This is a genomic window from Mesorhizobium sp. WSM4833 (genome assembly GCF_055811095.1).
On sequence record NZ_JBVVQG010000009.1, the window covers coordinates 212,978 to 237,602 of the forward strand.

The 24,625-nt window shown below is 61.4% G+C and carries 17 protein-coding genes; 3 read left to right on the forward strand and 14 right to left on the reverse strand.

Annotated features, from left to right (window positions below):
• Positions 1-54: 54 nt before the first annotated feature.
• The 5 genes from AC0L2D_RS20215 to tagH all read right to left on the reverse strand — a co-directional run bounded on the left by AC0L2D_RS20215 (position 55) and on the right by tagH (position 9,824).
• On the reverse strand, positions 55-2,463 hold the full coding sequence (locus AC0L2D_RS20215) for a serine/threonine-protein kinase (protein ID WP_473542104.1): 2,409 nt from the start codon (positions 2,461-2,463) through the stop codon (positions 55-57).
• A 5-nt stretch (positions 2,464-2,468) separates the two neighbouring features.
• Complete coding sequence (locus AC0L2D_RS20220; protein ID WP_013525286.1) at positions 2,469-3,242, reverse strand: PP2C family protein-serine/threonine phosphatase; 774 nt, start codon at positions 3,240-3,242, stop codon at positions 2,469-2,471.
• A gap of 166 nt (positions 3,243-3,408) precedes the next feature.
• Positions 3,409-6,972 carry a type VI secretion system membrane subunit TssM gene (tssM, locus tag AC0L2D_RS20225; protein WP_473542106.1) on the reverse strand — a complete coding sequence of 1,188 codons (3,564 nt, stop codon included), beginning with the start codon at positions 6,970-6,972 and terminating at the stop codon, positions 3,409-3,411.
• A 19-nt stretch (positions 6,973-6,991) separates the two neighbouring features.
• Positions 6,992-8,488, reverse strand: a complete 1,497-nt coding sequence (gene tssL, locus AC0L2D_RS20230; RefSeq protein ID WP_473542108.1) for a type VI secretion system protein TssL, long form — start codon at positions 8,486-8,488, stop codon at positions 6,992-6,994.
• Positions 8,489-8,783: 295 nt separating this feature from the next.
• The gene (tagH, locus tag AC0L2D_RS20235; RefSeq protein WP_473542110.1) at positions 8,784-9,824 is read right to left on the reverse strand and encodes a type VI secretion system-associated FHA domain protein TagH; all 1,041 of its coding nucleotides are present in this window, start codon (positions 9,822-9,824) and stop codon (positions 8,784-8,786) included.
• Between the two features lie 365 nt (positions 9,825-10,189).
• Here tagH and AC0L2D_RS20240 point away from each other — a divergent pair, with 365 nt between their 5' ends.
• The 3 genes from AC0L2D_RS20240 to AC0L2D_RS20250 are packed head-to-tail and all read left to right on the forward strand — an operon-like array spanning position 10,190 to position 13,295.
• Complete coding sequence (locus AC0L2D_RS20240; RefSeq protein WP_473542112.1) at positions 10,190-12,517, forward strand: type VI secretion system Vgr family protein; 2,328 nt, start codon at positions 10,190-10,192, stop codon at positions 12,515-12,517.
• An 11-nt stretch (positions 12,518-12,528) separates the two neighbouring features.
• Positions 12,529-12,954, forward strand: coding sequence for a DUF6484 domain-containing protein (locus AC0L2D_RS20245; RefSeq protein WP_473542114.1), 426 nt, complete (start codon positions 12,529-12,531; stop codon positions 12,952-12,954).
• A complete protein-coding gene (locus AC0L2D_RS20250) occupies positions 12,954-13,295 on the forward strand; it encodes a hypothetical protein (RefSeq protein ID WP_224621389.1) in 342 nt (113 codons plus the stop codon). The genes AC0L2D_RS20245 and AC0L2D_RS20250 overlap by 1 nt, the downstream gene beginning before the upstream one ends.
• Before the next feature lie 34 nt (positions 13,296-13,329).
• Here the strand turns inward: AC0L2D_RS20250 and AC0L2D_RS20255 are convergent, their stop codons facing one another.
• Genes AC0L2D_RS20255 through tssJ form a run of 9 tightly spaced genes read right to left on the reverse strand, consistent with a single transcriptional unit; the run spans position 13,330 to position 24,623 of the window.
• On the reverse strand, positions 13,330-14,280 hold the full coding sequence (locus tag AC0L2D_RS20255; protein ID WP_473542116.1) for a hypothetical protein: 951 nt from the start codon (positions 14,278-14,280) through the stop codon (positions 13,330-13,332).
• 23 nt (positions 14,281-14,303) lie between these two features.
• Entirely contained in the window at positions 14,304-15,278 is a 975-nt protein-coding gene (locus tag AC0L2D_RS20260; protein ID WP_473542118.1) for a DUF4150 domain-containing protein, read from the reverse strand.
• Positions 15,279-16,304 (reverse strand): beta-ketoacyl synthase N-terminal-like domain-containing protein, encoded by a 1,026-nt coding sequence (locus tag AC0L2D_RS20265; protein WP_473542120.1) that lies wholly within the window; start codon positions 16,302-16,304, stop codon positions 15,279-15,281.
• The gene (locus AC0L2D_RS20270) at positions 16,301-17,404 is read right to left on the reverse strand and encodes a DUF2169 family type VI secretion system accessory protein (protein ID WP_473542122.1); all 1,104 of its coding nucleotides are present in this window, start codon (positions 17,402-17,404) and stop codon (positions 16,301-16,303) included. The genes AC0L2D_RS20265 and AC0L2D_RS20270 overlap by 4 nt, the downstream gene beginning before the upstream one ends.
• Entirely contained in the window at positions 17,404-17,946 is a 543-nt protein-coding gene (gene tagF / locus AC0L2D_RS20275; protein ID WP_473542124.1) for a type VI secretion system-associated protein TagF, read from the reverse strand. Before tagF ends, AC0L2D_RS20270 begins: the two co-directional genes overlap by 1 nt.
• Entirely contained in the window at positions 17,928-21,467 is a 3,540-nt protein-coding gene (gene tssM, locus AC0L2D_RS20280) for a type VI secretion system membrane subunit TssM (RefSeq protein ID WP_473542126.1), read from the reverse strand. The genes tagF and tssM (AC0L2D_RS20280) overlap by 19 nt, the downstream gene beginning before the upstream one ends.
• Position 21,468: 1 nt before the next feature.
• Positions 21,469-22,791 (reverse strand): type IVB secretion system protein IcmH/DotU, encoded by a 1,323-nt coding sequence (icmH, locus tag AC0L2D_RS20285; protein WP_473542128.1) that lies wholly within the window; start codon positions 22,789-22,791, stop codon positions 21,469-21,471.
• Between the two features lie 4 nt (positions 22,792-22,795).
• Positions 22,796-24,130 (reverse strand): type VI secretion system baseplate subunit TssK, encoded by a 1,335-nt coding sequence (tssK, locus tag AC0L2D_RS20290; RefSeq protein ID WP_013525301.1) that lies wholly within the window; start codon positions 24,128-24,130, stop codon positions 22,796-22,798.
• Between the two features lie 40 nt (positions 24,131-24,170).
• Positions 24,171-24,623, reverse strand: coding sequence for a type VI secretion system lipoprotein TssJ (tssJ, locus tag AC0L2D_RS20295; RefSeq protein WP_013525302.1), 453 nt, complete (start codon positions 24,621-24,623; stop codon positions 24,171-24,173).
• Between the last annotated feature and the right edge of the window lie 2 nt (positions 24,624-24,625).

The following is a 24,625-nucleotide window of genomic DNA, read 5'->3' on the forward strand; positions in this document are numbered from 1 at the left end:
ATCAAACTGCCTTATCGGCGGGTCAGAGCGGCTGAGTTGCATCGGGCGCCCATGCTATCCGCCGAGCCGGAAATACTGGGCGGTGGCCGAGAATTGAGACCCGTCGGTCTCGATTTCTTCGAGAATCTTGGGGAGCAGCACCGAGGCTGGCATGGGCGTGGAGAACGCGGCTGCCTGGATGTCCTGAGGGCCCGTGATCACCATTATGATCTGCGGCACCGCCTTTCCGGCGGCTTTGTCGGCGGCCCCGAGACCAATCGGGATGCTGAAAGTAGCTTTGCCGGGTTCTACGACGATGCGGTCGTCGAGATTGAACACCATGCCTTTATGGTCGATCAACAGCACGCTGGACCTGAGCCCGCCACGCGTCACCAGCGTTCCGCTGATCGGCGTACCGTTTGGCACCGATGTCCGATCGAGAACAAGCTGCGGCTTGTCTGATGCGGTCTGCCCGATAAAGCGCAGAAAATTGGTGACTTCGCATTGGCTTGGTTCAATGAGCCGGACGCTGATGTCCGGCTCGACATGGAATTTGGCTTGGAACTCGGCCAGCATGCCTTCGAATGGCTGGACCGATGTTCCAAAGCCTTCGATCGCGGCAGCCTTGTCGGTTGCTGAGGTCATCGTCGCATAGAAACAGTCGCCGCCGCCGAAGTCGCGAACCCATGACACCCGTTGGGCGATGTCGTCGACGGCCGGGGGAATCTCCGGTTTGGGCACGTTCAACGCGACAGCAGGTTGGTCCGGCTGGTTGCTTGTCGGCAAGGCAGGGCTCTCGGCGTTCGCGACAGCCGGCGGGGCCGCAGTGGGATTGGGCTCCCGCGTTGCGGGTGCCGCCGGCTTGCTGGCCTGCGGTTCGGGCTTTTGGCTCTCGCCAACCTTGGGCTCAGCGGGCGGCAGCGTCGAGGCTTTCTCTACCGGCGGCGTCGGGGCGGTTGTCTCACTGGAAGCGGCCAACGTTTGACTGTCGCTGGTCATCGTATCCGGCTGGATTGGCGGCGATGCCTTTTCGGGTGGCGGCCTGGCGTCCGTTGCGGGTGGCTTCGCGACGACGTCGTTCTGCGAGGGGACTTCGGCGGGCTTGGTTGGCTCCGGCTTTTGAACCCCCAACGTATCTGCCGGATTTTCAGCCGCCTGTCCGCTGGCCTGCACGGGCGAAACTGCCTTTGCCGGCTCAGGGGCGGCAGAGTCCGCCAGGGGCGGCTTTGACAGGCCGGGCGGGAGCTTGGACGGCTCCGGTGCCAAAAGCGATGTCTTGCCGGCAGTCGGTGTGGCAGGCGTCATGAAGCCGCCCAGGTAAAGGCCCGCGCCGGAGGCCACAGCCAGCATCGCCAAGCCAGCGATCGCCAGGGTTCGGGTCTTTGTGGACCTTCCAGGCAAACGCGCCGTGGCCTCGCGCGGCATCGGCGCCGGAGGCGGCCGTTCGAACAAATGCGCGGGCCGCACGTGCTCTACGAAGGGCTGTCCGCCTGGGCCCGCTGCGGCTGCGTCGTCGTGCCTTTCAACATTGTGTGATCGTGCCTGGGTTTTGCTGCCGGATGCAAAGGTTCGCGGCAAAGCCGACCGATCGCGGGGTGTGATGGACGCCGGCGGGGTTGTCTCCTCGTTTTCGTCACGCGTCATCCTGGCGATTTCCGCCATGCTAACCGGTCGGTCCTGCGGATCCGGTTGCAGCATGGGTTCAACGATGTCACGAAAATCATCGTCGATGTCGGTGAGATCAGGCACGGTCCGGCGCTTTTCGATGACCTCGAATTGCGATCCGCTCATATCGATTGGCTTGCCGCGCAAGGCGGCAACCAGCACCAGCCCCAGGCTGTAGATATCGGATTGCTCACTGACATCGCCGCTGTAGAGCCCGAGCTGTTCGGGTGAAACATAGTTGTATTTTCCCGCAAACTTTCCGCCGATCAGGGTCTCACCGCCGACACTCGCCGACCGGGCGATACCGAAATCTATGATCTTCGCGCGGTCGACCCGGCCTCCCGGCAAGATGATGTTATCGGGCGAGAGGTCGCGGTGTATTGCTCCCGCCTGGTGCACGGCGCTCAGGCCGGAGGCGAGGCGGTGGCAGAGCTTGCGCACATCAGCCGCCGGCATCGCGCCACGCCGCATGATGTCGAACAGCGACTCACCGTCGACGAATTCCATGGCAAGGTAGGGACGGCCGATCCCGGGATCGATCGTGAAGACGTGGTAGCGCACGACCGCGTCATGCGACAGGTGATTGAGGATCAATGCCTCCTTGCGAAACAGCGACAAGATCGTCTGGTCACGGGCGAACTCGGGCAAGACGATCTTGATCGCGACATGGTCACCGGTCTGGATATTATGACCACGGTAAACCTCGCCCATGCCACCGAATGCGATGCGTTCGTCGAGCTCGTAGATGCCGCTGAGTTGCGTGCCTACGACGGTGTTGGCCATGCCCCCCGATATGCGCGTCTTGTCGTCGGAGCCCATCAACCTCAGGCCTTCGCTCTATGCAGATATGGAGGAGGCAATTGGCCATCGCGCTCGTGTCCTATCTTTACGAGGACGATCGTGACGTTATCCGTTGCGCCGCGCGCCAGCACCATGTCGAGCAGGTTCTCGCAGGCTGCCTGAGGTGTCGCCGACACCGTCGCCGCCTCGATCTCGGCGTCGGTGACATGCGCCGTCAGACCATCCGTGCTCAACACAAAAATATCCCCCGGCATGATTTCTCCCTGCTGGAAATCGATGACAATCTCGTCGCTGACGCCGATCGCTTGCGTGATGACATTGCGGCGCGGCCACGTGCGTGCTTCGGCTGCGCTGATGATACCGCGGTCGATGAGCTCCTGAACTTCGGTGTGGTCTCTCGAGATCTGCGAGATCGAGGCGTTGCGGACTAGATAGACGCGGCTGTCACCGGCCCACAGGCAGGCAAACCGCCCGTCCATCGCCAGCAGGGCGGCAACGGTGGAACCGATGGTTATGCCGCGGGATTCAGATATGCCTCGGATCTCGGCATTGGCCCTGCCCAGCCTGTCCTCGAAGCGGGCGCGAAGATCGGGAGCTGAGCTCGCAATGCCGATTGTTGACAGATGATCGACGATACTGGCGGAAGCGACCTCTCCGGCGTCATGTCCACCCATTCCGTCGGCTACCACCCAGACGCCAGTTTGTGGCTCGACCAGATAGCTGTCTTCATTGAGCTCACGGACACAGCCTTTGTGGCTCACGCCGAAGCTCTCAACGGAAAGGGCGACAGTATTCAATTTGCCACCAAGCGCTTTTCAAGCGTCCTTCTGCGGCGCACCTTTGGACGCTCGCTGGCGCCACTTTGCCACAGGCTCGAACATTAAAGTATCGAAAACTAAGGAAAACCAGGCTTTGAACGTCGTGGTCAGCGGACCGACGCCATGTTCAGCAGATGAACCCTGTTCAAAACGCCTTGGGACAGCTGAATCCGGACAGGGCCGGGAGGAAGAAGGGGTTGGAGCCTGAGCCTGTCTGGAGAGCATAAGTAACGTCGCGTCCGCCGATCACGAAGCGCGCTTGCATGTTGCTGTCGTCGCCGGTGACGGCAGCCTTGTCCAGAAGTCGTTTCAGCGCCCAGGGCCCTTCGAACTTGATGGCGGATTCGCGGCCTGGCATCTCCGGCGTCAAGCTTAGGCTGGCGGACGCGGAAGCTGCCTCGCCCGGCCAGGTGACCGCGCTCGGCGCGTTGCCCGTCTGATTGCTCCAGACGATCTGGCCTTCGGCATCGAGTATCGCCGTATCGACATCGCCATTCAGTGAGAACGGTGTGAAAGTGATGCTGACCGAAGGCAACGAACCGCCCGATGGGAAGAAGGCGCTGCGGATTTCCGCCGCAAGCTGGAAGTCTTTCAGGGTCGATTTCGACAGGTCGCGTCCAAAGCGCGCATCCTGTTTCCAAGTCCAGTCCTGGCTGGTCATGTCGATCAGCGATGCTAGATTTTGTGCGAAGAACCGGTCCAGCAAGCCGCCAGGAGCGAACAATTTGGCGAAATCTGCCATCGCAACATCCTCGGTGGCGTCGCGGGCGAAGGGATAACGGCCGCTGATTGCGGCTTCACAAGGGGCTGTGACCGTCTGGTCAAGTATCTGATTCAAGTTGGTCACCGAGGTTTCGGCAACGTTGCCTTCGAACTCATCCGCCGTCGCGTTGACCATCCGGCCGAGTTGCTTGGGCAGGCGCGAGACATTGGCGCGAAGCGTGGCTATCTGCAGCTGCAGGTTCGAATTGACGCGTTCCGTCTGCGAAGGAACTTCGGCCGCCAGTTGCAGGCTCTGATAGATATCGCTGAAGTTTTGGGTCAGAGCATCGATCGGGCGATGTCCGGCAGGGCCGTTCACCAGGGCCTGGAATGGTCTGAATTGCGCTTCGATGTTTGCTCCTGGACTGAAGTTCCGTGCGTCGGCGGCCCCGGTGCCGGCGCGGCTTTGCGATTTGCCGCTGGCGATTGTTATGCCGATGCGGGCCAGGCCCTTGGCCAGATCCGCGGGGTTGCGCGGCGGGTTCTGGGCCGTGCCTTCGATCTCGGTGCCGGGATCGGGGCCGTCACCTGAGTCCCGCGTCAGAGCTGTTTCATCGGCGATTGCCGCAAAGAGCTGATTCATCGGTGAGCTTGGGGAGGCAGCGGCCGAAAGCGCGATGTAGTGCGGCTTGTCCGTCAGCATCGCCTTGAATTTCAACTGGCCGAGAACGCCGTTCCACGCGGCCGCGAACTCCTTGCCGTAGCGATCAAGAAGTTCGGGGCCGAGCTTGAGCAATTGCTGGTTGATATCGCCTTGTTCGCCGCCGCCCCCGAGAACCCACTGCTCGTCGACAAGCATCTGCGCAATGCGCGACAGTTGCCGGAGATAGAAGGTGTTGAAGCCGGAATGAGTATAGATGCCGGGAATACGAAGCCCTGACAGATCGCCGCCATCGATGCGCTCGAACAGCAGCTGCGCTTCCGGCCCGCCTTTCTGAGACAGTGAAAAATCGTCCAGCACCGCTGCGTCTATAGCCGACTTGATCAAGGCCGAAGCGCGATCGGCAAGGCTCATACGCCCGAGTGAACGTTGAGCGGCTTCGACAAGCGGCTGGTTGAGTTCGAAGACCGGATCATAGGCGTCGTCCAATGCCAGCATGGCGCGCAGGTGCTTTTCGAGCTGCTCGCGTCCTTCGCGATTGTTTTCGCCCGGATATCGGTTCTGCTCCCAGTCCCGCTTCATCCACGAAACGATCAAAGCGTCATCGACCTTCGGTGCCTTGCCGCCAAGCATCAGATAGATTTTCAACGGTTCGTAGAGGGCGACGGGATCGGCCATCTTGGCCTGGATCGTCCGCTCGGCCTGGATCAACAGGCGCGATCGGAGCAGTCGCTCCAGCGCCTGCCGATAGGCTGTTTTGGATGCCGAAAGAAGTCTCTCCCTCTGGCTGAGGCCGAACGTCTCCTCTAACGGTGTCGGCAAGTCACCGGTTTCATACCCGGCCGGCAGATCGCGCAACTGGTCAAGCGGGCCGATGACGTTTTCAAGGTCGACATCGGTGACCGTGCTGGCCTTGAGCAACGGGGCCGCCGTCTCGCGATACTGGCCCATGGCCAGCGTTGTGGAGGCGATCAGCGACCGGTTGGAAGCAAAGCTCAGGGCGAGCGTACCCAGTGCGGCGGCGGCGATCAGCGTTATGGCACCCAGGCCACCAAATCTGACGATCGCCGCACGCCTTGCAGCCGATTTGTCATACGAAACCCAGCCCGATTCGGCAAAAATGACGTCCGTCAGCAGATCATGCAAAAAGAAGCTTTTGCCGGTTCCAGAAAGGTGAGGGCGGGAATTGCCGCCGAAATTGCGGCCGATCGCGCCCAGCACCTGATCGATAGGCGTGCCCTCTTGCGTGCCGGACGAAAAATACAATCCACGCAGGCTGACATTCACCTGGCTGCGTCCGGGATCGAACAGAGCGGCGACAAAGCTGGTAACTCGGCCCTTTAGTGCGCCGAACTGTGCCGGAAAACCGAAGATGGAGATGCGCGTGACGGGATCAGCCTCTTCCTGGAGGCGGTCGGCCATCTCGTCGGCCAGTCGTTTTGCCAGCGCATCGAATTCGGCAGGGGCTCCAGCGGCCATGTTCCTGTCGCGCTCCGCGGTCTGGAATGTCGCGCCCCACACCGTGCGCCTTCGTGACTCGTCGAAACCGCCGAAGTAGTCCATGAAACCGGAGACAAGATCGGCCTTGGTGAAAATCAGATAGACTGGAAACTGAACTTTCAGCGTCTCGTGGATTTCCCTCAGCCGGTTGCGTATCTCGGCGACGTGGGTATCTAGCTGCCGGTCGTCGAAGCTCATCAGATCGGCAAGGCTGATGGCCAGGATGACGCCGTTTATCGGTTGCCGGGCGCGGTGCTTCTTGAGCAGTGACAGGAGGGAGAGCCAGCTCTTCTTGTCGCTCTCAGCATTGGAATCCTGCGTCGTGTAGCGACCTGCGGTGTCGATCAACACGGCCTGGTCGGTAAACCACCAGTCGCAGGCACGTGTTCCGCCAATGCCGGCCACCGGTTGGGCGTCTCCTGAACCGGCAAGCGGAAAATTCAGCCCCGAATTGACCAGTGCCGTTGTCTTGCCGGCACCCGGCGGGCCTATGACGACGTACCAGGGGACGTCGTAGAGGAAGTTGCGCTTGCCGCTCGACCCTTTGAGCGCCGCCAAGGCCTCATTCATGCGGGCTTCGAGCAGCCGCCCATCGTCATCATCGCGGTCATCATTGTGCGCAACGACGGTTTCGAGCGCTTTTTGCGCCTTCCTCCCCTGCCAGAAACGCAGCCCGTGAACAAGCGCCAGCGTCGCCACGATTACACCGATGATCGTTGCACGCAGCCAGGCAGGCCCGAGCGGCCGGCTATCGGCAAAGCGGATCAAGGGGCCGGCAAACCATATGGCCGTCGCGAAGCCGATCAGCGCGGTCATGCTGAATATCCGCAGCAGCCAACGCGTCATGGATGCTTCCAGCAGGTCGTCACAATGTCTCCTCCCTGGGGATCATCACATCGACACGGCGGTTCCTGGCGCGGCCTTCCGGCGTCGCGTTTTCGGCGATCGGTTCGTCCTCGCCCTTGCCGTCCACCGTCAGTCGCGAGGGATCGCTGAATTTCGCGGCCATCAGCGCTTCGACGGCTTTGGCCCGGGCCAGCGAAAGGTCGAAGTTGGATTTGAAGGCGCTCGACCGACGCGGTTTGACATTATCCGTGTGGCCGACGATCCGGATCGGTCCAGGCTCGTGCTCAAGAGCCGCGGCGATGTCGGCGGCGATGGGCTGAAATTCCGGCTTCGTCTCGGCCCTGCCGGACTGGAACAGCAGCAGATTGTTGATTTCCACGACGATGAAGTCGCCCTTGGTGCCAATGGCCAGTCCGCCGCCTTCGACGTCCTTGGCCAGCGCCGCACGAATACGATCGATCTGAGCGTTGGCCGCCGGTGGGGCGACTTTGGCTGGCTCGACCAGCGGCGCCACGCTGGCGCGCTCGATAGCGACGGGTATTGATGGGTTGAGTGCCAGCAATTCACCTGCGGCGGCGTCGCCTTCATTGGAGATGAAGACCCGCAATGCGAAGAACGCTGCCGCCAGCAGCGCCGACGCTGACGCGGCAACCACCCAAAGCGGCAGGCGGGCCGAGGACTGCGTCATCGTCTCGGCCAAGCCCTGCCAGCGCGGCGAGATGTCTTCACCCGCACGCGTCCTGAAGTAGCGAAGCGTCTCGTAGACGTCGCGTCGAACGCGCTCGAGATTGTTGTCTTCGCGCCTCACGCCGCGATACTGGCCCTCGAACCCCAGCGACAGACAGACATGCATCAGTTCGAGCAGATCGTAATGTGTCTCGGGATGGGCCAGGATCTTGTTCAGTGCTTCGTAGAAGCCTGTGCCGGAGGACTGGGTATGAAAGAACTGCCACGACATGCTGCGTTGCGACCAGTCGTCTTTCCCAGGCCAAGGCAGGTTGCCGATGAGATCGTCGGCTGTTTCGCACAGAACATAACGCGCAATCCGCGCATCCTCTTCGGCAACGTCCGATTTCTCCACCGTCCGGTCGAATTTTTCGATGGCCTCAGCGACATGTTGCGCCAGTGGCTCCGCCTGTCTTTCGACAGGCATCAGCCTGAGTTGCCCAAACAGCATCAGCAAAGGAGCGGCCGCAGCGAGAATAGTGTTTGCCGCGCAGTATCTGACCACCTCGGCGGCGCCGAGCAGCATGCCCTGCTCGATGGGCGGCTTTGATGCGGCGGCCGAAGAGCTGGTACCTGCTGGGGCACCCAGGGCCGGGCCTTGATAGATGACGGTTCCTGATACCCAGCCCGGTGGCCGCACGACGCCAGGATCGAACACGGTTGAATCCTCGATCCTGGAGGTGTCCACGATGGATTGCTCCGGAACCGGCGGCGGTTTTTGCGTGCGCCGTGGATTTGCGCGAATGACGGTCTTGCCCGCCGGACCGAAGGGGTCGTCCTTCGAGCTCATCGCCGATCACTCGTGCAGGCGGGATACCCGCGATTGGGCGAGACAGGCGCAAGACGGTTTCTGGTCGGGTAAAGGGACCGCAACCCCGGTCGGCCGCGGCAGTGTCCGCAGAAGGATTGGCCAGAAAATCCTGTCCCGCCGTAGCATGACATTGCCGCAGACCCCCAGGTCAATGAGTCTTACCCGCTTGGCGAACTGTCGTATGCGATTGTAATCTCAGAAATTGTCGATTGGAACCGGATGCCGGGCGTCGGAGGACTTTTCTGATTGGCCTGCCAGGCGTTTCCTGGATCGCCTATTTTTGCTTGTCGGCTTTGGCGTAGGCCTCGCTGAAATACGCCAGGTAGATGTCCAGCATCCCGTTTTCATGTGCCTCCTCCATGGTCCGCCATGTCGCGACATAGGCGTCCCAGGCCTGCCCCTTCTTCGATGTGAACGACGTAGGCGGGAGTTTCCTGCCGATCGCCTCGGGCGACAGGTCGTCAAGCAGTCGGGAGAGCGCAGCTTGCATGGCGGCATAGGTGGCGAATTCGTGCGTCTTCAGATCGCGGAATGCGTCCTCGATACTGCGCCTGGCATCAAGATAGCCGGCCCTGCGACGGGCGAACATGATTTCGAGGATTTCGCCGGTTCCTGGAACGAACTTCAGCGGATTGTTATCGGCGGCGCTGATCATCGTTCGTTGTGTGCTCTTGGCCAGCATTTTCGCGGCCGCACGTGCTTTCAGCAGCAACGTCAGTTCCTCGACCACCGCCCGCAGGACCGCGCCGATTTCGGCGGCAACTTCATGCGGGTCGCGTAATTGAAGCAATTCCGGCGAAATGCCGGCTCCGATCGCGATCTCCCGCAAGACCTCGTCTCTGGTCGAAGGCAGGGGTGGGGAGTGCGGCGGAATGCGCTGCCCGGGCCGTTGCTGCGCGGGATCGAAGAAAGGTGCATCTTTGAATTCCAGCGGTCGGCCTGTCGCGGGCGGCATGTCTCGCTGCTCGGATTTGTAGCTGGGGTAGCCCGCCGTGGCGCGCTCTTCGTCGATCGATACCAAGATGACATAACGGCCGATCAGTATCCGGTCGCCATGGCCAAGCCGGTGTGGCCCGGTCATGCGCTGGCTCGATCCGTTGATGAAAGTCCCATTGCGCGAGATGTCGTGCAGCCAGAACGCGCCCGCCTCGTAGCGAACCTCGCAGTGGCGGCCCGAGATGAACTTGTCGGGATCCGGCAAGGTCCAGTCGCAAGCATCGCGTCCGATTTCGAAGCCGCGATCACGCGCCGCGTAGCTGGTCGAGGTACCAGCGGGCAAGGCGTCGACATTGTTGATTTCCAGACTGATGTGCATCCGAGATCGCCGTCGATCGTTGATCGGTACTCCGCCATTCTAGCAGCTTGCGGGTAAAACAGGACAGAAGCGTTTCAAGTCGATGAACCGGCTGGTTAATGCATGTCGCCCAAAAGTGCCCTCCGTTTGAGAAAACGACATTGCATGAAACAAGACCTGAAGGTGCAGTGCGTGAATCCGACCAACCGCGATACGGTTTGGGTTTCTGTCGCCCCATGTCCTCTTTGGCCAGCAGGAAAACATGTGGTAGGCTCAACATGGCCTGGCGTGGCGGATTTAAGAAGTTCCTGAACGGAATGCTGTTAATATAGCGGGAACTTCAAATCCATCACATTGGCGGCCGCGTCCAGGAGGGGGCTCGACCCATGCCCAATGAACGTGCCACCGTTGTCCGGACACCGGTTGGCTCCGAGCTGTTGACCTTCACGCATCTTGTCGGACGCGATGAGATCAGCCGTTGTTTTGCCTATACGGTCGGATTCGTGAGCACCGACTCCGATATCGATCCGTTGAAGATGCTGGGCGGGCCGCTCTCGATCGAAGCTGAATCTGATCCGAAACGCTGGTTCAGCGGCATCGTCTCCGAGTTCCGGCTCACCCGGCTGGAAGATCGGCTGGCCTACTATGAGGCGGTCATCAGGCCGTGGCTCTGGTTTCTCGGCAACACCACCGATTGCCGTATTTTCCAGAACAAGAGCGTCCTCGACATCGTCAAGGACATCTTCAAGAAATACGGTATCGCGGAATTCGATCTGCGCCTGCAAGGGTCCTATCCCCCGCGCGAATATTGCGTGCAGTACGACGAACCCGACCTGGATTTCGTGCAGCGGCTGCTGGAGCATGAAGGCATCCTGTATTTCTTCGAGCATGATGACGGCAAGCACACGCTTGTCCTGGCCGATGCGATGAGCAAGCTGAAGCCTGCGCCGGGCTACGAGAAAGTGCTCTATAACTTTGAAGGTCAGGGTTCGCGGCGCGATGTCGAATACATCACTGAATGGATACCGGGCAGTTCGGTGCGCCCAGGCGCCTATGCCCACACTGACTATGATTTCACGAAGCCGGGCGCCGATCTCATGGCCAAGTCGGCCCAGCCGTTCAGCCACAAAGAGGCAGCGGGTGAGAACTACCGCCAGCCCGGCGCGCATCTCGAAACGGGCCGGGGAGACAGCCTGGCCGCGATCCGGCGTGAGGAAATCCAGGCCGTCCACCAGCGCATCGCCGCTGTCGGCACCGTGCGCGGCCTCTATTCGGGCTGCACGTTCAAGCTGGATAGCTTTCCGCGCGAGGACCAGAATCAGGAGTATTTGGTGGTCAGCGCCGAATACAGACTGTTTGATCCAGGCTACAGAGCCCATGCTGACGTCGACAGCGAGAACTTCAAGGTGATCCTCGGCCTGGCGCCGACCGCCTTGCCCTATCGTCCACCACGGATCACGCCACGGCCGATCATGCGCGGGCCGCAGACGGCGACGGTGGTCGGCCCGTCCGGCGAAGAAATATTCACCGACAAATATGCGCGGGTGAAGGTGCAGTTCCATTGGGACCGTCTGGGCAAGAACGACCAGAACAGCTCCTGTTTCGTGCGAGTGTCGCAGACCTGGGCCGGCAGCGGCTGGGGCTTCATCCAGATCCCGCGCATCGGCCAGGAGGTGATCGTCGACTTCATCGAAGGCGACCCGGACCTGCCGATCATCACCGGCCGGGTCTATAATGCCTCGCAGATGCCGCCCTATGGCCTGCCGGGCAGTGCCACGCAATCGGGCTGGAAGTCGGACTCCTCCAAAGGTGGTGGCGGCTACAACGAGCTGATGTTCGAGGACAAGGCCGGCTCCGAACTGGTCAATTTCCAGGCGCAGAAGGACCACAACCTTCTGGTCAAGCACGACCGCACCAAGCTGGTGCAGCACGACCAGTCCGACCGCATCGACCACGACGCCAAGCATTCCGTCGGCCACAACCTCGACGAGGACGTCGGCAACAACAAGACGGTCAAGGTCCGCGTCGACCAGACCACCAACATCGGCAAGAACGATACCGAGACGGTGGGCGTCAACCGCTCGCTGACGGTTGGCTCGAACGAGACGATTGGCATCGGTTCGAACTCGACGGAGACGATCGGCTCCAACCACTCGCAGACGGTGGGGATTGTCCAGACGGTGACTGTTGGCGCTGCCCGCATCGACACGGTCGGTGCATCCGAGACACGAAGCGTTGGCGGGCCTCAGACAAACACCATCGGCGCGACACGGTCGGTGACAGTTGGTGCGGCGCAGAGCCATACGATCGGGGCCAGCGACAGCTGGAACATATCCGCCAGCCAGAGCATCGAGATCGGCGCGGATCAGGGCATAAAAATTGGCGGCGCCCAGATGGCCGAAATCACCAAGACCCGCAAGACAGAGATAGGCGCCGACGACAGCACACAGGTAGCGGGCGCACATGAGCTGAAGGTTGGAAAAAAGAGCCTGGTCCAGATCGCCGACGACTCGGCCTTAAACGTGGGCAAGAACTACACGCTTGAGGCGAAGGACTCGATCACGCTGAAGTGCGGAAGTGCCGAGATCATCATGAAGAAGGATGGGACGATCGACATCAAAGGCAAGGATATTTCCATTGATGCGTCCGGAAAGATCAGCGGCAAGGCATCCGGCGATATCAAATTCAAGGGCAGCAAGATCCACCAGAATTAGAGGGACGAAGTATGGCTGAAGTTCGTGATCGCATCGATGGTGTCGTAATCGGCATTTTCCTGGGATTTGGCGACACATCGCCGCTGGTGGTCTTTCCTGGAAACCCTATCGAGACAGCTATCGCCGCGCGAAGCCTGACCAGGCTCGATGCCAGCATGATCGGCGCTGAAGTTGCGCTGCTCTTTCAGGAGGGTGATCCCCTGCACCCGCTGATCGTGGGTAAGCTTGTGGAGCCTTCGCGTCCGGCTCACGCGCAGCAGATCGTGCGCGACGGTGACTTGGTCCACATTGTCGGTAATGAGCGCATCGAACTGCGTTGCGGCAAGTCCGTAATTATCATGGAGAAGGATGGTCACATCACCATCCGTGGAACCTATGTCACCAGCCATGCCAGCGCGGCCAATCGAATCCGCGGCGGCTCCGTGAATCTGAACTGATGCCGGCGCCAATCCTTTACGAGATCGTGCGCCAGCATGTTGAACAGGCCGCCTTCCTGTGGACGGTGTATCATTACCATTTGCTGCATCCTGATGAAAACCCGGACATGGATGATGAGCGCCTTGCCAGGTTGATTGAGCGCCTTGAAGCTTTTCTCGATGGAGCCAGGGTCGCGGGTGAGGCCGGCCGAAAGATCGCGCAACAGCGCTTCGAAGAATTCCCGGAAGCGGGAGAACTGTTCGTGGTTCAGATGCTATCCACTCAAAAGCCGATCCGCATCATTGACCTTGATATTGCCAAGGTGCAGCGCTTTATCGAAGTCAATCTGGGAAAAGCCTGAGGCGACCCTCGACAGGGTAACGTTCCGTGGCGGACTATTCCGATCTTTCGAGAAGTACGGGAGGCACAGGCATGAGAGTCCAGCCCGTGCCGTCGTGACGAGCCAAGCCTTCACGATCGAAGTACCAGATGATGCCTTGCTTGACCTCGATGTTCTTCGGGCTGCGATACTCGGCGGGCAGGGGTAGAGTGTCCAACAGGTTCAGCTTGGTGTCGAATATGAAGATTGCTGTCTTACCCAACACATAGAGTTTCGAGCTGTCCAAGCGGATGCGGAGGAACTTCTCGAGCAAACCTTCGACGGAGGCGTCCTCCATCGTGCCAGGTCCTGTTCCCGTAACAATAGTACCGCCGCCGCCCACGGCAACAACACGCGATGCGTCCACAAAGACGAGATCGTACAAGGCCTGATTGTTTGGGAGTTCTGCCTGGCCCCACTCCCCATCGTTGTAGAAGTAGAGGCAACCTCGCGCGGCATGCTTGGGGCGGCTGTGGGTGTATCCGCAGACCGCCAGTTTGTTCGGGCTGATCGCGGCGATGCCCTCCAAGAAATTGTTTGCCATTCCATCGACGTCACGTTCGCAAATCCGGACCCATTCATCCTTCCTGGGTCTGAAATAGACTTGGGAACCGTCGCCGCAAACATAGAGGATGCCCGCTTTCTGGGTGATGCCAAGCGTCGAACCAAGATCCTCGGCATCCTCACTGAGCACGCCGGCACCGGGGATCTTTTCGTAGTCCACGTCCTCGGTAAGAAAGTAGAGGTCGCCCTCATTGGTTAGAGCGACGAACACATTCTCGTTGTCGCTCTCGAATGGGTAGGCGCAAACGGAAACGACTGTTCGAGGGATGTCGACATCCGCGACCTGTTGCTCCGTCGTGTCCTGAAACATGAGGAAACGCGAATACGGATCCTCGTCGTCGAGCTCGGTTGGGACTGCGGCGATAAGATCTGGAGCAATGTAGCCCGACGCTCGAATCTTCATCTGTGTACTCCTGGTGTATCGGTCTATTTTCTAGGCTTTGGCGGCTTCATCGTCTTCTTGGCCTCCTTGCCGGGCAACGGGTTGGAAGTTCTACCCTTCTGGCTGGCCGCGAATGCGCTTTGCTGCTCCTCGACTGCTTCCTTCGCCTTCTTGATGCAATTCGCATTGAGATCCTGAAGGTCATCGAGACATGAAATGGTCGCTTCGGTAATCTTGCTCATCGGTGCAACGCCTAGTTTGCCCTGCGCTTTCAACTTGGCTTTCGCATCCGCTAGTTTTTTGCCTTTGAGTTTGGCCAGGCCGGGGCGGCCCAGCGTAACGATCTGCTCACGGTCAGCCTCATGAATCCGTTCGTGATCATCAGGACTGAGACAGATGCATACCCCCTCTCCGAGCGTCGGAGCATTGGCGATGCGCGTCGATGCAACATCCGCGTTCGCCCGACTGCCCGTTCGGAAGCACTTGTCCGGTACGATATGATGTGCCTCGCCGCCATTGTCGTTGCAGACTGCGGCGATCGCATCATAGGAGCCAATCAGACATTTTTGCGTGCTGTAAATCACTCCGGCGCCGGTGGCGAGCTTCGGAAACGTCAGCGTATTTCCCTGCGGCGAGGCATGATTGTTGGTCGACAGGTCCGTCATCCGGTTGACGGGCTCGCCGTCGGCCTTGACATTGCTCGACCAGGCGACGGCGTATTCCTTGCCGGTATTCTTCGATGTGATGATGCCCTTCTTGGTCGCGCAGCCCGCTTCAGTGCCGCTTGTCTTGGTGTAGTAGGATTTGTTTTTCTGCGTGATCGTCTGGCCGCCGATCTTGACGGTGCTGGTGCCTTTGTCCGTGTCGCTGTCGAAGCCGAAAGAGGGATAAGGAACCGGAACGCCAGGGGGAGTTGCCGGATTCTCCGGCGGCGTGAAGCAGACATCAGGAAAGGCCGCTATGACCTTGTTGCCCTGCGCCTTGCATGCGACTTCCAGACTGTTGGCGTAGACCGTCATCTATGCAGCCCTCGCAGCAAAGATGGCTGCGCCGCACGCGCCGGAGTCTTCGGACGCCTCGATCAGGACCGGATTGCCCGCCGCGTAGCCCTTCCTTGCCGCCGCGAAGGCCATGCCGATCATCACAGGCGCCGCCGCCGCTCCGATATTTCCAAGCGATTCACCCGGCGACCACAGGTCCTGAAAGTCATGGGCACCTCGCACGAGCCGAAGGCTTGCCAGGGCCGTTTGCTTGAACCAGTACTGCTCGCCGATCAGGTCCGAAATACGGAACCCCAACTGGTTCATCTCGATGCCAGCCTCATTCAGCGCGTGCCGATAGGCGGTCGTCAATCCGTCCCCGCGCAGCGGTTCGTCAGCCTCGTTGTAGATATATGCATTCTCTCGAGCGAGGCCCAGACCGTGCAGCCTAAGTCCGGATCCATGACCAGCATGGGTGCACAGCACGGCGGCCGCGGCCTCGCCGGGAATAAAACCGTTCGGGTTGTTGGTGGCCAATAAGCGACGGTTCGCCAGATAGAAGCCTATCGCCTCGGGAGTGAGGTAGCTGTCTACCCCTGCGACAATGACTGCTGACGTTCCCCCTTCGGCCAGCAGCCGGCGCGCCTGCTCAAGTGCTACCAAACCGGATGGCCGGCCATGCGATATGGTGCGCGATCGTGGGTCGACGGCCATCTCGAGGATCGCACATACATTCCGCAAGAACGCAGAGGCATCCTGGACGGGTGAACCAGGCCGCGACGCCTCCGGAAGGCACAACAACATCGGCGTCCGTTCGCGTGCTTGCGGCACCGCGGTCAATACCTCGCTTATCGCAGCCGCCAGCATATGCGTCATACGCTTCTGGCCGATCCATTTTCGTGGCATGGTGACAGGGGAGCCAAGCAGCCACTCGCCTTCATCGTCGGCGTACTGCGTCTCCTTGAAGCCGTCCAGGCGAGCGCGGAGCGCAGCACAAGACGACGGCGCATCAAGGCCGACAGCCGTGACCATCCCGGTCGCCACAATGTCGAGCTCAGCCGTCATGCGTCCTCGGCCTCCGGCTGAATCGGCTCCGCGATCGACCGCACGTATGGCTTCCTGACGGCTTTGGCGTGGAGCATGCCTGGCGTCGGCGGCCCGACCCAGCATTCCGTAAAGTCGAGGATCGTGCGCTGAAGGCGTTGCGACACACGCCAGACCAATGAAAAGCGACGATTTTCAGTGTCGAACAAAATAGTGTCCGGATGAATATCAGTCTCGAATGCCTTGGTGTAGCCCTTGAACATGGCAACTTTGATGGCCGTGGCTGGCATTCTAAAATGTTCGCGGCCCCTTGGCGTCAAATTGATGAGCTGCATTTCCTCGCCACCGCGCGGCGGATCGATTTGCTGGTCGGGCGGGGCCACCTGGAAGTAGCGTTCGTCGAAGTCCGGCGGCAGAAACGGGAAAATGTTGTTAGCCCAGTTGTCGTCATAGGTGCCGCCATATTCGATACGGCCCGGCCAGCCGCGGCCCATCGGGCCAAAGCTCATCGGCTTGTAGTCGCCGAATGGTGAGCGAATCTCTTCGCCGACAGCTTGCGTGTTCGGTAGACGCAGGCCGGGGATGAGGCGCTGGTTCCTGGTGCGCGACCAGCCGGTTCCGACTGGATTGTATTTGTAGCTGGCGGGGAGCTTGTCCTCCGCATCCAGCCTGTCGACGCCACCCCAGGCGACGTCATAGGAGATGGGCAGTTTCAGGAAGGGTTGCGGCGATGTGGCGGTAAAAACCGGGCCGATGGCGCGCCATTCGCGGTGGCCAACGACCTCGAACAGTTTTGACCAATTGCCAACCTTGATGCCGACCGGCACGCGCTCGGCCGGTCGCCCGCCGGGCGCGTAGGCGCAGCCATTGGCGATCACGTCGCAGCGCGGTTTGCGGAAGGCGAAGTCGCTTTCCCATAGCGTGGCGGAGGAGCCGGGTTCACCGGTTTGCGTGTCAGCAAAAACCAGCGGCACTTGTTCTGCTGAACTTTGCACCAACCCCCCAGGTGTCGCGGGAAAGTCGAACGTGCCCTTGACCACCACGACGACCCACTCACGCCCGGTCGTGTCCGCGCTCACGCTGAACTCGTGCCGGTAACCCATCTGGTTCCAGATCCGCATCAGCCGGGTTCCCAGCTGGCGGCGAGGATCTGTTGCAGCGTCGTCTGAGGCGATTGCGGATCGATATCGAAAACGTCCGAACGAGCTGTCCACATCACCATGCTGCCGATGACCTCGTCGCTCGCCTCGACAGGGGGCAACGGCAGTCCCGAGAGCGCAGCATCCAGCTCGTCGGGCGTCAGCTCGCCGTTTTGAGCGGCGATGGCCGCTCCTTCGATCTGCGAAAACCACGCTTCGGCGTCAGCCAGCTGAATGGGAGCTTCGACAAGCTGCGCAAGGATGCTCAGAGGGAACTTCCTGCCGACCCTGTCGGCGCTTTGCACGATGATGCCCGCCGATGCGCCGAAGGAAGCCGGGCCTGCCAGGAAGCGCAGCGCGGTTGTGCTTGGCCAAAATTCCGAGCCCATCAGCGGGACAAGATGTTGCGCAAGCCAGCGGTCCCAGCCTCGCACAAAGTCACCCGGCAGTCGCCGCGCGACGAAATCGCCGGTGGCGGGCATTTTTCCGTAAAAACCGGGCACATTCATATCTGCGGCGGACATGTGAACTTCTTGAACATTTCGAGGTTGTACGGATTTTCGACGCTGGCGGCCTTGAGCTCGAAATCGGCGTACATGCCTTTCGTGCCCAGACGCAGGCTGTAGACGTCGGTCAGCGAAGTGCTGGCGAAACGGCCACTGCGGAGCATCCTCAGCCACGCCCAGCTGCCGGTTTCGTTGAGCATTATTTCAGGCGATCCGTCGATCGGCTGGAAGGCGAGCGAGATGACGCCCGTGCCGTCCTTGCCGGGCCATGTCATGGGTTGCGGCCGCGTTGCGTTGTTGTAGTAGACGAGGCTCTGGCCATCGAGATTGAGCGTGACGCGCGTGACGTTGGGAGACAGGTCCTTCGGTTCAAGCGTGAAGCTCATCACGGGTCCGCTGCCGCCCGCAAACAGATCGTCGCGGATGTGCCTGGCCTGCTCGAATGCCGCCAGGGCCGAAGCATCAAGGCCGAAATCGGCGCGCCACTTCCACGGCTGGCTGGTCATGTCGACATAGTTGATCAGGTGGTCGTTGATGAAACCGTCGATCAGCCCGGCCGGTCCGAACAGCCTTGCGAAATCCCGCACGTTGACGTCCACCGCGCTCTCGGCGCTGAACGGATAGCGGTCGTTCAGCGCCGCCTGGCAGAAAGGCAGGATATCGGCCCGCCAGATGGCGTTGAGCTCCGAAGTGACCGCCTTCTGAGTCAAATTGCTGGTGTCGCCGGCAATCCCGCCCAGCCAGGCGTTGATAGGGTCGGGCAGGATCTGTGCCTGCCGGGCGACCGCTCCCGTCAGTTCGGCAAGGCCGCCCTGCTTCTTAATGGCATCCTGCGGATTGGGGTTCGCGGTGACTGTCTGCAGCACGTTGGAAAGTGCGGTCAGCGCGACGACCGCAGCATCCAGTGCCGGCGGCTGGCCATCGACCTCGGCAATGGTGCTCTTGAGTGGTTTGAAATGCTCGGCCACAAGATTGCCGGTCAGGTCCACCTCGCTGGCCGAACCCGCCCGTGGCAACAGTTTTGCCCCTGTTTTCACTATCTTGCCAAGCTTGCCCAGTTTGCCGAGCAGTTTCGAGCCGCCTTTGGCTGCCGCCTTGTCATCTCCGGCGGGCGCGTCATCCGAACGGGTGAGCTCCGTCTCTTGCACCACTGCCGTCAGCAGGCGCTTCAGCGCGGAATCGGCGCTCGAAAGATCCTTGAGGTTCTCACTGGCGACGATGAGATCGGTCAATGGCGCGAGCCTCATGTCGCGCAGGAAGCTGTCCCATTGCGCGATATAGTCGTCATAGTAGAGCTTCAGAATATCCTCGGACAGCGCCGAAACCGAGGTTTCGGAGTTCTCCGAGCAGCCGCCGGCGAAAACGGCACGATCGAGCGCCGCCTGTGCGGCGACATCGTCGATGCGATCGAGAATGACGTCGTGGAATCCGGCATAGGTGAAGGCGCCGGAAATGCCGACGCGAAGCGTCTTGGCTGAACGGCGCGCAAACACCTTGCCGCCGTTTGGGCCGGCGAAATTCGCCGGGATCCACTCCTTGAGCCCGGCCACTGCCGGATCGGCCAGCAACTGTTTGTAGGCGCGCGCCGGCAACGAAATGGTACACGCCGTTTTGAGCGCTTCGGCAACCAGGGCCTGGTCGGGCGCGACATAGCTCTCGTCGACCGTCATCCGGCGGATGGCGGCAAGCTGATGCTCTTCGGCATCGGCGGTCGGAAATGGTGCCGCGGCCGCGAATTCGGGCAAGCTGTTCGCCCACCAGTCTTGGGCGTAATCGGGATCCATCTGAGACAAGCCCGTCATCATGCGATAGGTTTTCAGCGCTCCGAGCATGAAATCCGGGTCGCGGATCTGCCGCCACATCGTCGCCTCGAGCAAGGCGATCATGCGTGGCTCAAGAATATTGCGCAGGGCATGATCGTACGTGTCGGTCTGCGCCCGCACCATTTCCGCGGAGGCCGATGGTCCCAGTAGATCCTGGGCGGCGCCAGGCGGTGCTGTCCGGGCGGTTGCGACCGCGTCCATCGCACCGAGCGCGCCGTCCATGGCGGGCTGCTCCACCGATGCCGGCGTTGCAGCGATGGAGGTCAGCGGCGTCTGCAGCGCTTCGAACTGGCCTGCCTGGGCCGTTATCGCGTTGCGGTTGTCAAAATAGGACCAGGTGAACAACCCGCCGGCCAACAATGCCGCCGCCGCGCAAGCGGCTGCCGCACCCCGCCAGATCCAGGCGCGGCGCCGTTGCGCCAGCGGATCGAACGTGCCGAGGCCCGCTTCCTTGAAGATGACTTCGGTCAGCAGGTTCTTCAGGAAGAAGCTGCGTTTTTCGACCCTTGGTGCGGGCAGCGCCCGTCGCGGCGGCAGGCCGAAGGACGAAGACAGCGCCGCGGTCAGCCGGTCGATGGGCGCTCCTTCCTGCGTCGCCGATGTCAGATAGAGCCCGCGCAGCCACGCGACCTCTTCATACCGGCTTTCGCCGAACATTGCCTCGACCAGCACCTGTATCGGTTCGGACAGGCTTGCCAGTTGGGCGGGAAAGCGGAAAATCTCGGCACGGGCGGCGAGTTTGTCCTCATCTTCCAGCCGCGGCACCAGCCTCCGCTCAAGTTCCGTCGCCAGCGCGGAAATTTCCCGTTCAATGGTCTTGGCATCGACACGCGCTTCCAGCGCGAAGGTGGTCCCCCATACCTGCTCGCGCGAAGCCGTGGACAAGCCGCCGAAGAAAGCCTCGAAACCCTTGATCAGATCGGCCTTGGTCAGCATCAGATAGACCGGAAGGCGGATTTCGAGCCGGTCGTTGAGTTCGGCCAACCGGCGGCGGATCTTGCGGCCGTGCGCCTTGATGGCTTCATCGCCCTCCCAAAGCACGTCGATCGAAAGCGCGACGATTACGCCATTCAGCGCGCGGCGTCCGCGGTGCTTTTTCAACAGGTCGAGGAAGCCCAGCCATTCAACCGCGTCCACATCGGGCTGGCTCTCCTGCTGGACATAACGGCCGGCGGTGTCGATCAGAACCGCATGTTCGGAAAAGAACCAGTCGCAGTTGCGCGTGCCGCCGACCCCCTGCAGGTCCTCGGTGAGGTCGATCGGAAAATTCAGCCCGGACTGCCGCAAGGCCGTGGTCTTGCCGGTGGCCGGCGGCCCGACGATCACATACCATGGCATTTCGCGCAGAAACTTTCGTCCGCCCAGCTTGCGGCGCTTCAGTTCGGCCATCACCTCGGCGAACTTGGCACCGACGGCCGCGACATTCTCTTCGCCGGGTCTGAGCGGCTTTTCCACCACCGGCGCGGCAATCTCGGCGACGAACATGCGGTTGGCGCGGATCGCCCGGCGCTGGGCGACGATCAGCCAGGTCAGCCAGAAGATGACCAGCAGCGCAATGATGACGATGCGCACGTTATCAGAGGCGAACGGTTCATAGGGACCGACCCTGACGATCGGACCGAACACCCAGATGACCAGGGAAAGCAGCGTGAGGCCGATCAGCGTCCATAGCCAGCGTGATGTCAGGACAGCCCAAAGGAAGCGCAGGAGGAACATCTCACAGCCTCTTTTCGACAAGCACCTCGACGCGGCGGTTCAAGGCCCGCCCCTCGCGCGTGCTGTCGGTGGCGACTGGATCGGTGGCCGCGCGGCCCTCGGAATGGACGCGATCCCGCGGCACTCCGTTCTGGACCAGCATGTCGGCAATCGTCTGGGCGCGAGCCTCCGACAGTCGCTGGTTGGTCGACAGCGGATTGGTCTTTTGCAGGGGAACGCTGTCGGTATGACCGACGACGGTGATGTTTCCGATCAGCTCCTGGTTGGCGAGGATCACCTTGGCGAGCGACCCGATCAGGGGCTCGAAGCCTTCGGTCAGTTGTGGCCGTGACGACTGGAACAGTTCGGGATTGGAGGCCTGGATCGTCAGCTTGGCCAGCGAAACGCTTTCGGTGCCGCTGAGGGCGGATCTGAGGTCGGCGGGCGCCCCGGCCTGAAATTCCGGCAACAGCGCAAAATCCACCTTCTCCGGCGGCGGGGCATCGACCTTGGGCGACGTGCGGGTGATGTCGCCGCGCGCGGGCGGCGGCAGCGCGCGAACAAGTGCGGAGAGCTCGACCGCCTGGCTGCTCAGTGCCATCGAGAGCCCGACATGGATTGTCATGGCTGCAACCGCCGCACCGAGCGCCATGACCCAGATCGGAACGATGAAGCGCTGCGGCTCGTCAGATGCGATCACGCCTTTCCAGTTTGGCGACAGTGGCGCGCCTTCGGCGTCGGCATCGCGTAGGAAGCGTGCCGCCGCCACGCGAACGGCATTGAGCGAGCGGTCGCCGGATCGGGCCGACACGCGATATTTGCCACGAAAGCCAAGCGCCATGCATTGATACTGCAGTTCCAGCAATTCGCGATCACGGTTGGGATGGCGCTCGAGTTCTTCGAGACGGGTGAAGAACTGCGTGCCGGCATCGACATCGCCGCGCAGCATGACCACAAGCGGCTGCCGCGGCCAGGCGCTGGCACCGCCCCATGGCGTGTTCAGGGCCAGATCGTCGAGCAACGCCGCCACCACCCAGGCCGCCTGGTCGGCGCGCTCCATTGAGGATCCGACCGACATAGCCGTGTCGCGTGCCCGGACCAGTTCTTCGAGCAATCGGGTACGCAATGCTTCCGGATTGTCCGGCGGCAGCGCACTTTCAAGCTCGGGAGCGAATTCGAGCAAGGGCGCAAATGCGTTGACGAGTGCGTTCGGATGGGTGCGGGAGCGCTTTACCGACGCGCTCGGCAAAGGTGGCGCCATCGGCCGCGGCATCGGCGCGCCGGTCAATCGAATGCGGGTGCGTTCGCGATCCTCCGACAGTCCGAACGGATCATCGCGGCTCATGATCTCACCTGTTCACCGAATAGCAGTCCACCTGCGGCTCGCTTGGCAACACGCCCGAAACGCCGATGACGAAGCCGGGAGCGTCGAGCAGCGACGCCCAGTGCTCACTTTTCTGGTCCAGTTCCAGGCATAACCGATCGCCATCGTAAGGAATCTCGCGCGGCTGGGAATGAAGCGGTTTCAGCGGAATGCCGGGCAAGCGCGATTTCCACAGGCCCTCGAACTGGTCGGCCGAGCCGACGGTTGCCTGATTGACGAATATCTTGCGCAGCGCGTCTTCCGACAACTCCGAACCGACCCGGATGACGATCCGGCTGGCCACCAGCAGCTTCGGATTGTCGATGCGGATCTTCCAGACATTGGTCGAATGCCGCATGACAGGCAGCGCACGCGATTTGGGCTCGATGTAACGCAGGCTGAGGATGAGCGAGCGCAGCGCATCCGCCAGCGCCGAATAGGCGGGGCCAGGCGCCATGTGATCGTAGGCGGGCAACTCGCCCAGCCGCCGCGCGCTCGATCCGTAGGTCGCCATCGAACCGGCGAGACCGGCAAGTTCCAGGTAAAGCTCGGCTGGATGGAACACATCCTGAGCCAGCATGTGGGCCAGCCGCGGACGTGCCGCATTGGCGAGATTGAGCATCAGCAAATCTTCGACGCTGCGCCCAGGTCCGCCCATGACCATCTTGCCATGCGCCTCGGCGATCTGGTCGAGGCCGGTGACAACTTCCAGCAGCAATTGCCGGTACCAGGCCACGGCGCCCGTAACCAAGGTCGGTGGCAGGAAGGTCTCGTCCAGGGAGACGCCGCCATCGGCTCGAATCCCCTTGAGGTCGGCGATCGGCAAGGCCGTGTAGCCACCGACCGACTTGCCGGGTGCGAGCAGCAGCGCCTGCGGCCGGGCAATTTCGATTTCTTCAGGGTCTGAACCGCCCTGGACGGCGTCACGCACCGAAACGATCCGCCCATGATATCGCGCACCCGAGGCGGCAGCGTGTGCCGGATCGAAGCCGACACCGCCCGGAGGCTCCAGCGGCAAGGCGATCAGCACCGGTCCGGCGCCCGTGTCAGGGGTGACCGGCAGCGGTCGCGGCGCGTCCATCATGTCCGGGATGGAAAAAGGTGTCCCATCCGGAAAGATGCCCCGCGCGGACAGGATCGAGATCTGGCCGGCTTCCAGCAACGCCTGGTCCAGCGTCAGCTGTTGGAAACCGAACGTATGCAATTGCCCGGCCTGCAACGCGCCGCGCACCGTCGCCTCGAAAAAGCGATCCTGCTGCTGGAAATGCTGGGTCCGCAGGAAAAGCCCTTCGGACCATAGCACCCTGTTTGCATTGCTCATGCCGCTACTCTCTGCATCGAGCTCCCCTTGCCCTTTGCCGCTAGGCGGAAATGCCGCCGCTGCCAAGCGTGACGTTGATCGTGAATTTCGATCCCGACGACACCGACTTGGTTGTCCGCCAGTTCCGGCCGCCGGGCTCGCGGATCAGAGCAACAAAGCCCAGCGCCGTCGCGTCCGGCTCGACCGTGATGGTTTTGGATGCGGATTTTCCCGGCCCGACGGAAATCTGGTCGGATCCGATGAGATCGCCCGCCAGCGCCGTGCCGGTATCCCCCTGCAGCGCGAAATAGTCGGCGGAATTGAATTTGCCGGTGCTTTTCAGCCGCATCACCAGGATCGTTACCGGCCGGTCGCCGCCGCCTGGTCCCGGGTTCATGCCAGCACCGCCGGTTACGTTGACGGTGATCACCGATGGTTTCGGCGGACCACTCTGGCAAGCCGCAAGCAACCCTGTCGCGCCCAAGGCAACAACAAATTCACGTCGATCAATCATCT

What these genes read in the sequence shown, in the direction of transcription:
- tssL (WP_473542108.1), bottom strand. Translation starts at nt 8,488, where the DNA reads ATGAGCTCGAAGGACGACCCCTTCGGTCCGGCGGGCAAGACCGTCATT.
- AC0L2D_RS20265 (WP_473542120.1), bottom strand. Translation starts at nt 16,304, where the DNA reads ATGACGGCTGAGCTCGACATTGTGGCGACCGGGATGGTCACGGCTGTC.
- AC0L2D_RS20215 (WP_473542104.1), bottom strand. Translation starts at nt 2,463, where the DNA reads ATGGGCTCCGACGACAAGACGCGCATATCGGGGGGCATGGCCAACACC.
- tagF (WP_473542124.1), bottom strand. Translation starts at nt 17,946, where the DNA reads ATGTCCGCCGCAGATATGAATGTGCCCGGTTTTTACGGAAAAATGCCC.
- AC0L2D_RS20250 (WP_224621389.1), top strand. Translation starts at nt 12,954, where the DNA reads ATGCCGGCGCCAATCCTTTACGAGATCGTGCGCCAGCATGTTGAACAG.
- tssM (WP_473542126.1), bottom strand. Translation starts at nt 21,467, where the DNA reads ATGTTCCTCCTGCGCTTCCTTTGGGCTGTCCTGACATCACGCTGGCTA.
- AC0L2D_RS20245 (WP_473542114.1), top strand. Translation starts at nt 12,529, where the DNA reads ATGGCTGAAGTTCGTGATCGCATCGATGGTGTCGTAATCGGCATTTTC.
- AC0L2D_RS20240 (WP_473542112.1), top strand. Translation starts at nt 10,190, where the DNA reads ATGCCCAATGAACGTGCCACCGTTGTCCGGACACCGGTTGGCTCCGAG.
- AC0L2D_RS20255 (WP_473542116.1), bottom strand. Translation starts at nt 14,280, where the DNA reads ATGAAGATTCGAGCGTCGGGCTACATTGCTCCAGATCTTATCGCCGCA.
- tssK (WP_013525301.1), bottom strand. Translation starts at nt 24,130, where the DNA reads ATGAGCAATGCAAACAGGGTGCTATGGTCCGAAGGGCTTTTCCTGCGG.
- tagH (WP_473542110.1), bottom strand. Translation starts at nt 9,824, where the DNA reads ATGCACATCAGTCTGGAAATCAACAATGTCGACGCCTTGCCCGCTGGT.
- icmH (WP_473542128.1), bottom strand. Translation starts at nt 22,791, where the DNA reads ATGAGCCGCGATGATCCGTTCGGACTGTCGGAGGATCGCGAACGCACC.
- tssM (WP_473542106.1), bottom strand. Translation starts at nt 6,972, where the DNA reads ATGACGCGTTGGCTGCTGCGGATATTCAGCATGACCGCGCTGATCGGC.
- AC0L2D_RS20270 (WP_473542122.1), bottom strand. Translation starts at nt 17,404, where the DNA reads ATGCGGATCTGGAACCAGATGGGTTACCGGCACGAGTTCAGCGTGAGC.
- AC0L2D_RS20260 (WP_473542118.1), bottom strand. Translation starts at nt 15,278, where the DNA reads ATGACGGTCTACGCCAACAGTCTGGAAGTCGCATGCAAGGCGCAGGGC.
- tssJ (WP_013525302.1), bottom strand. Translation starts at nt 24,623, where the DNA reads ATGATTGATCGACGTGAATTTGTTGTTGCCTTGGGCGCGACAGGGTTG.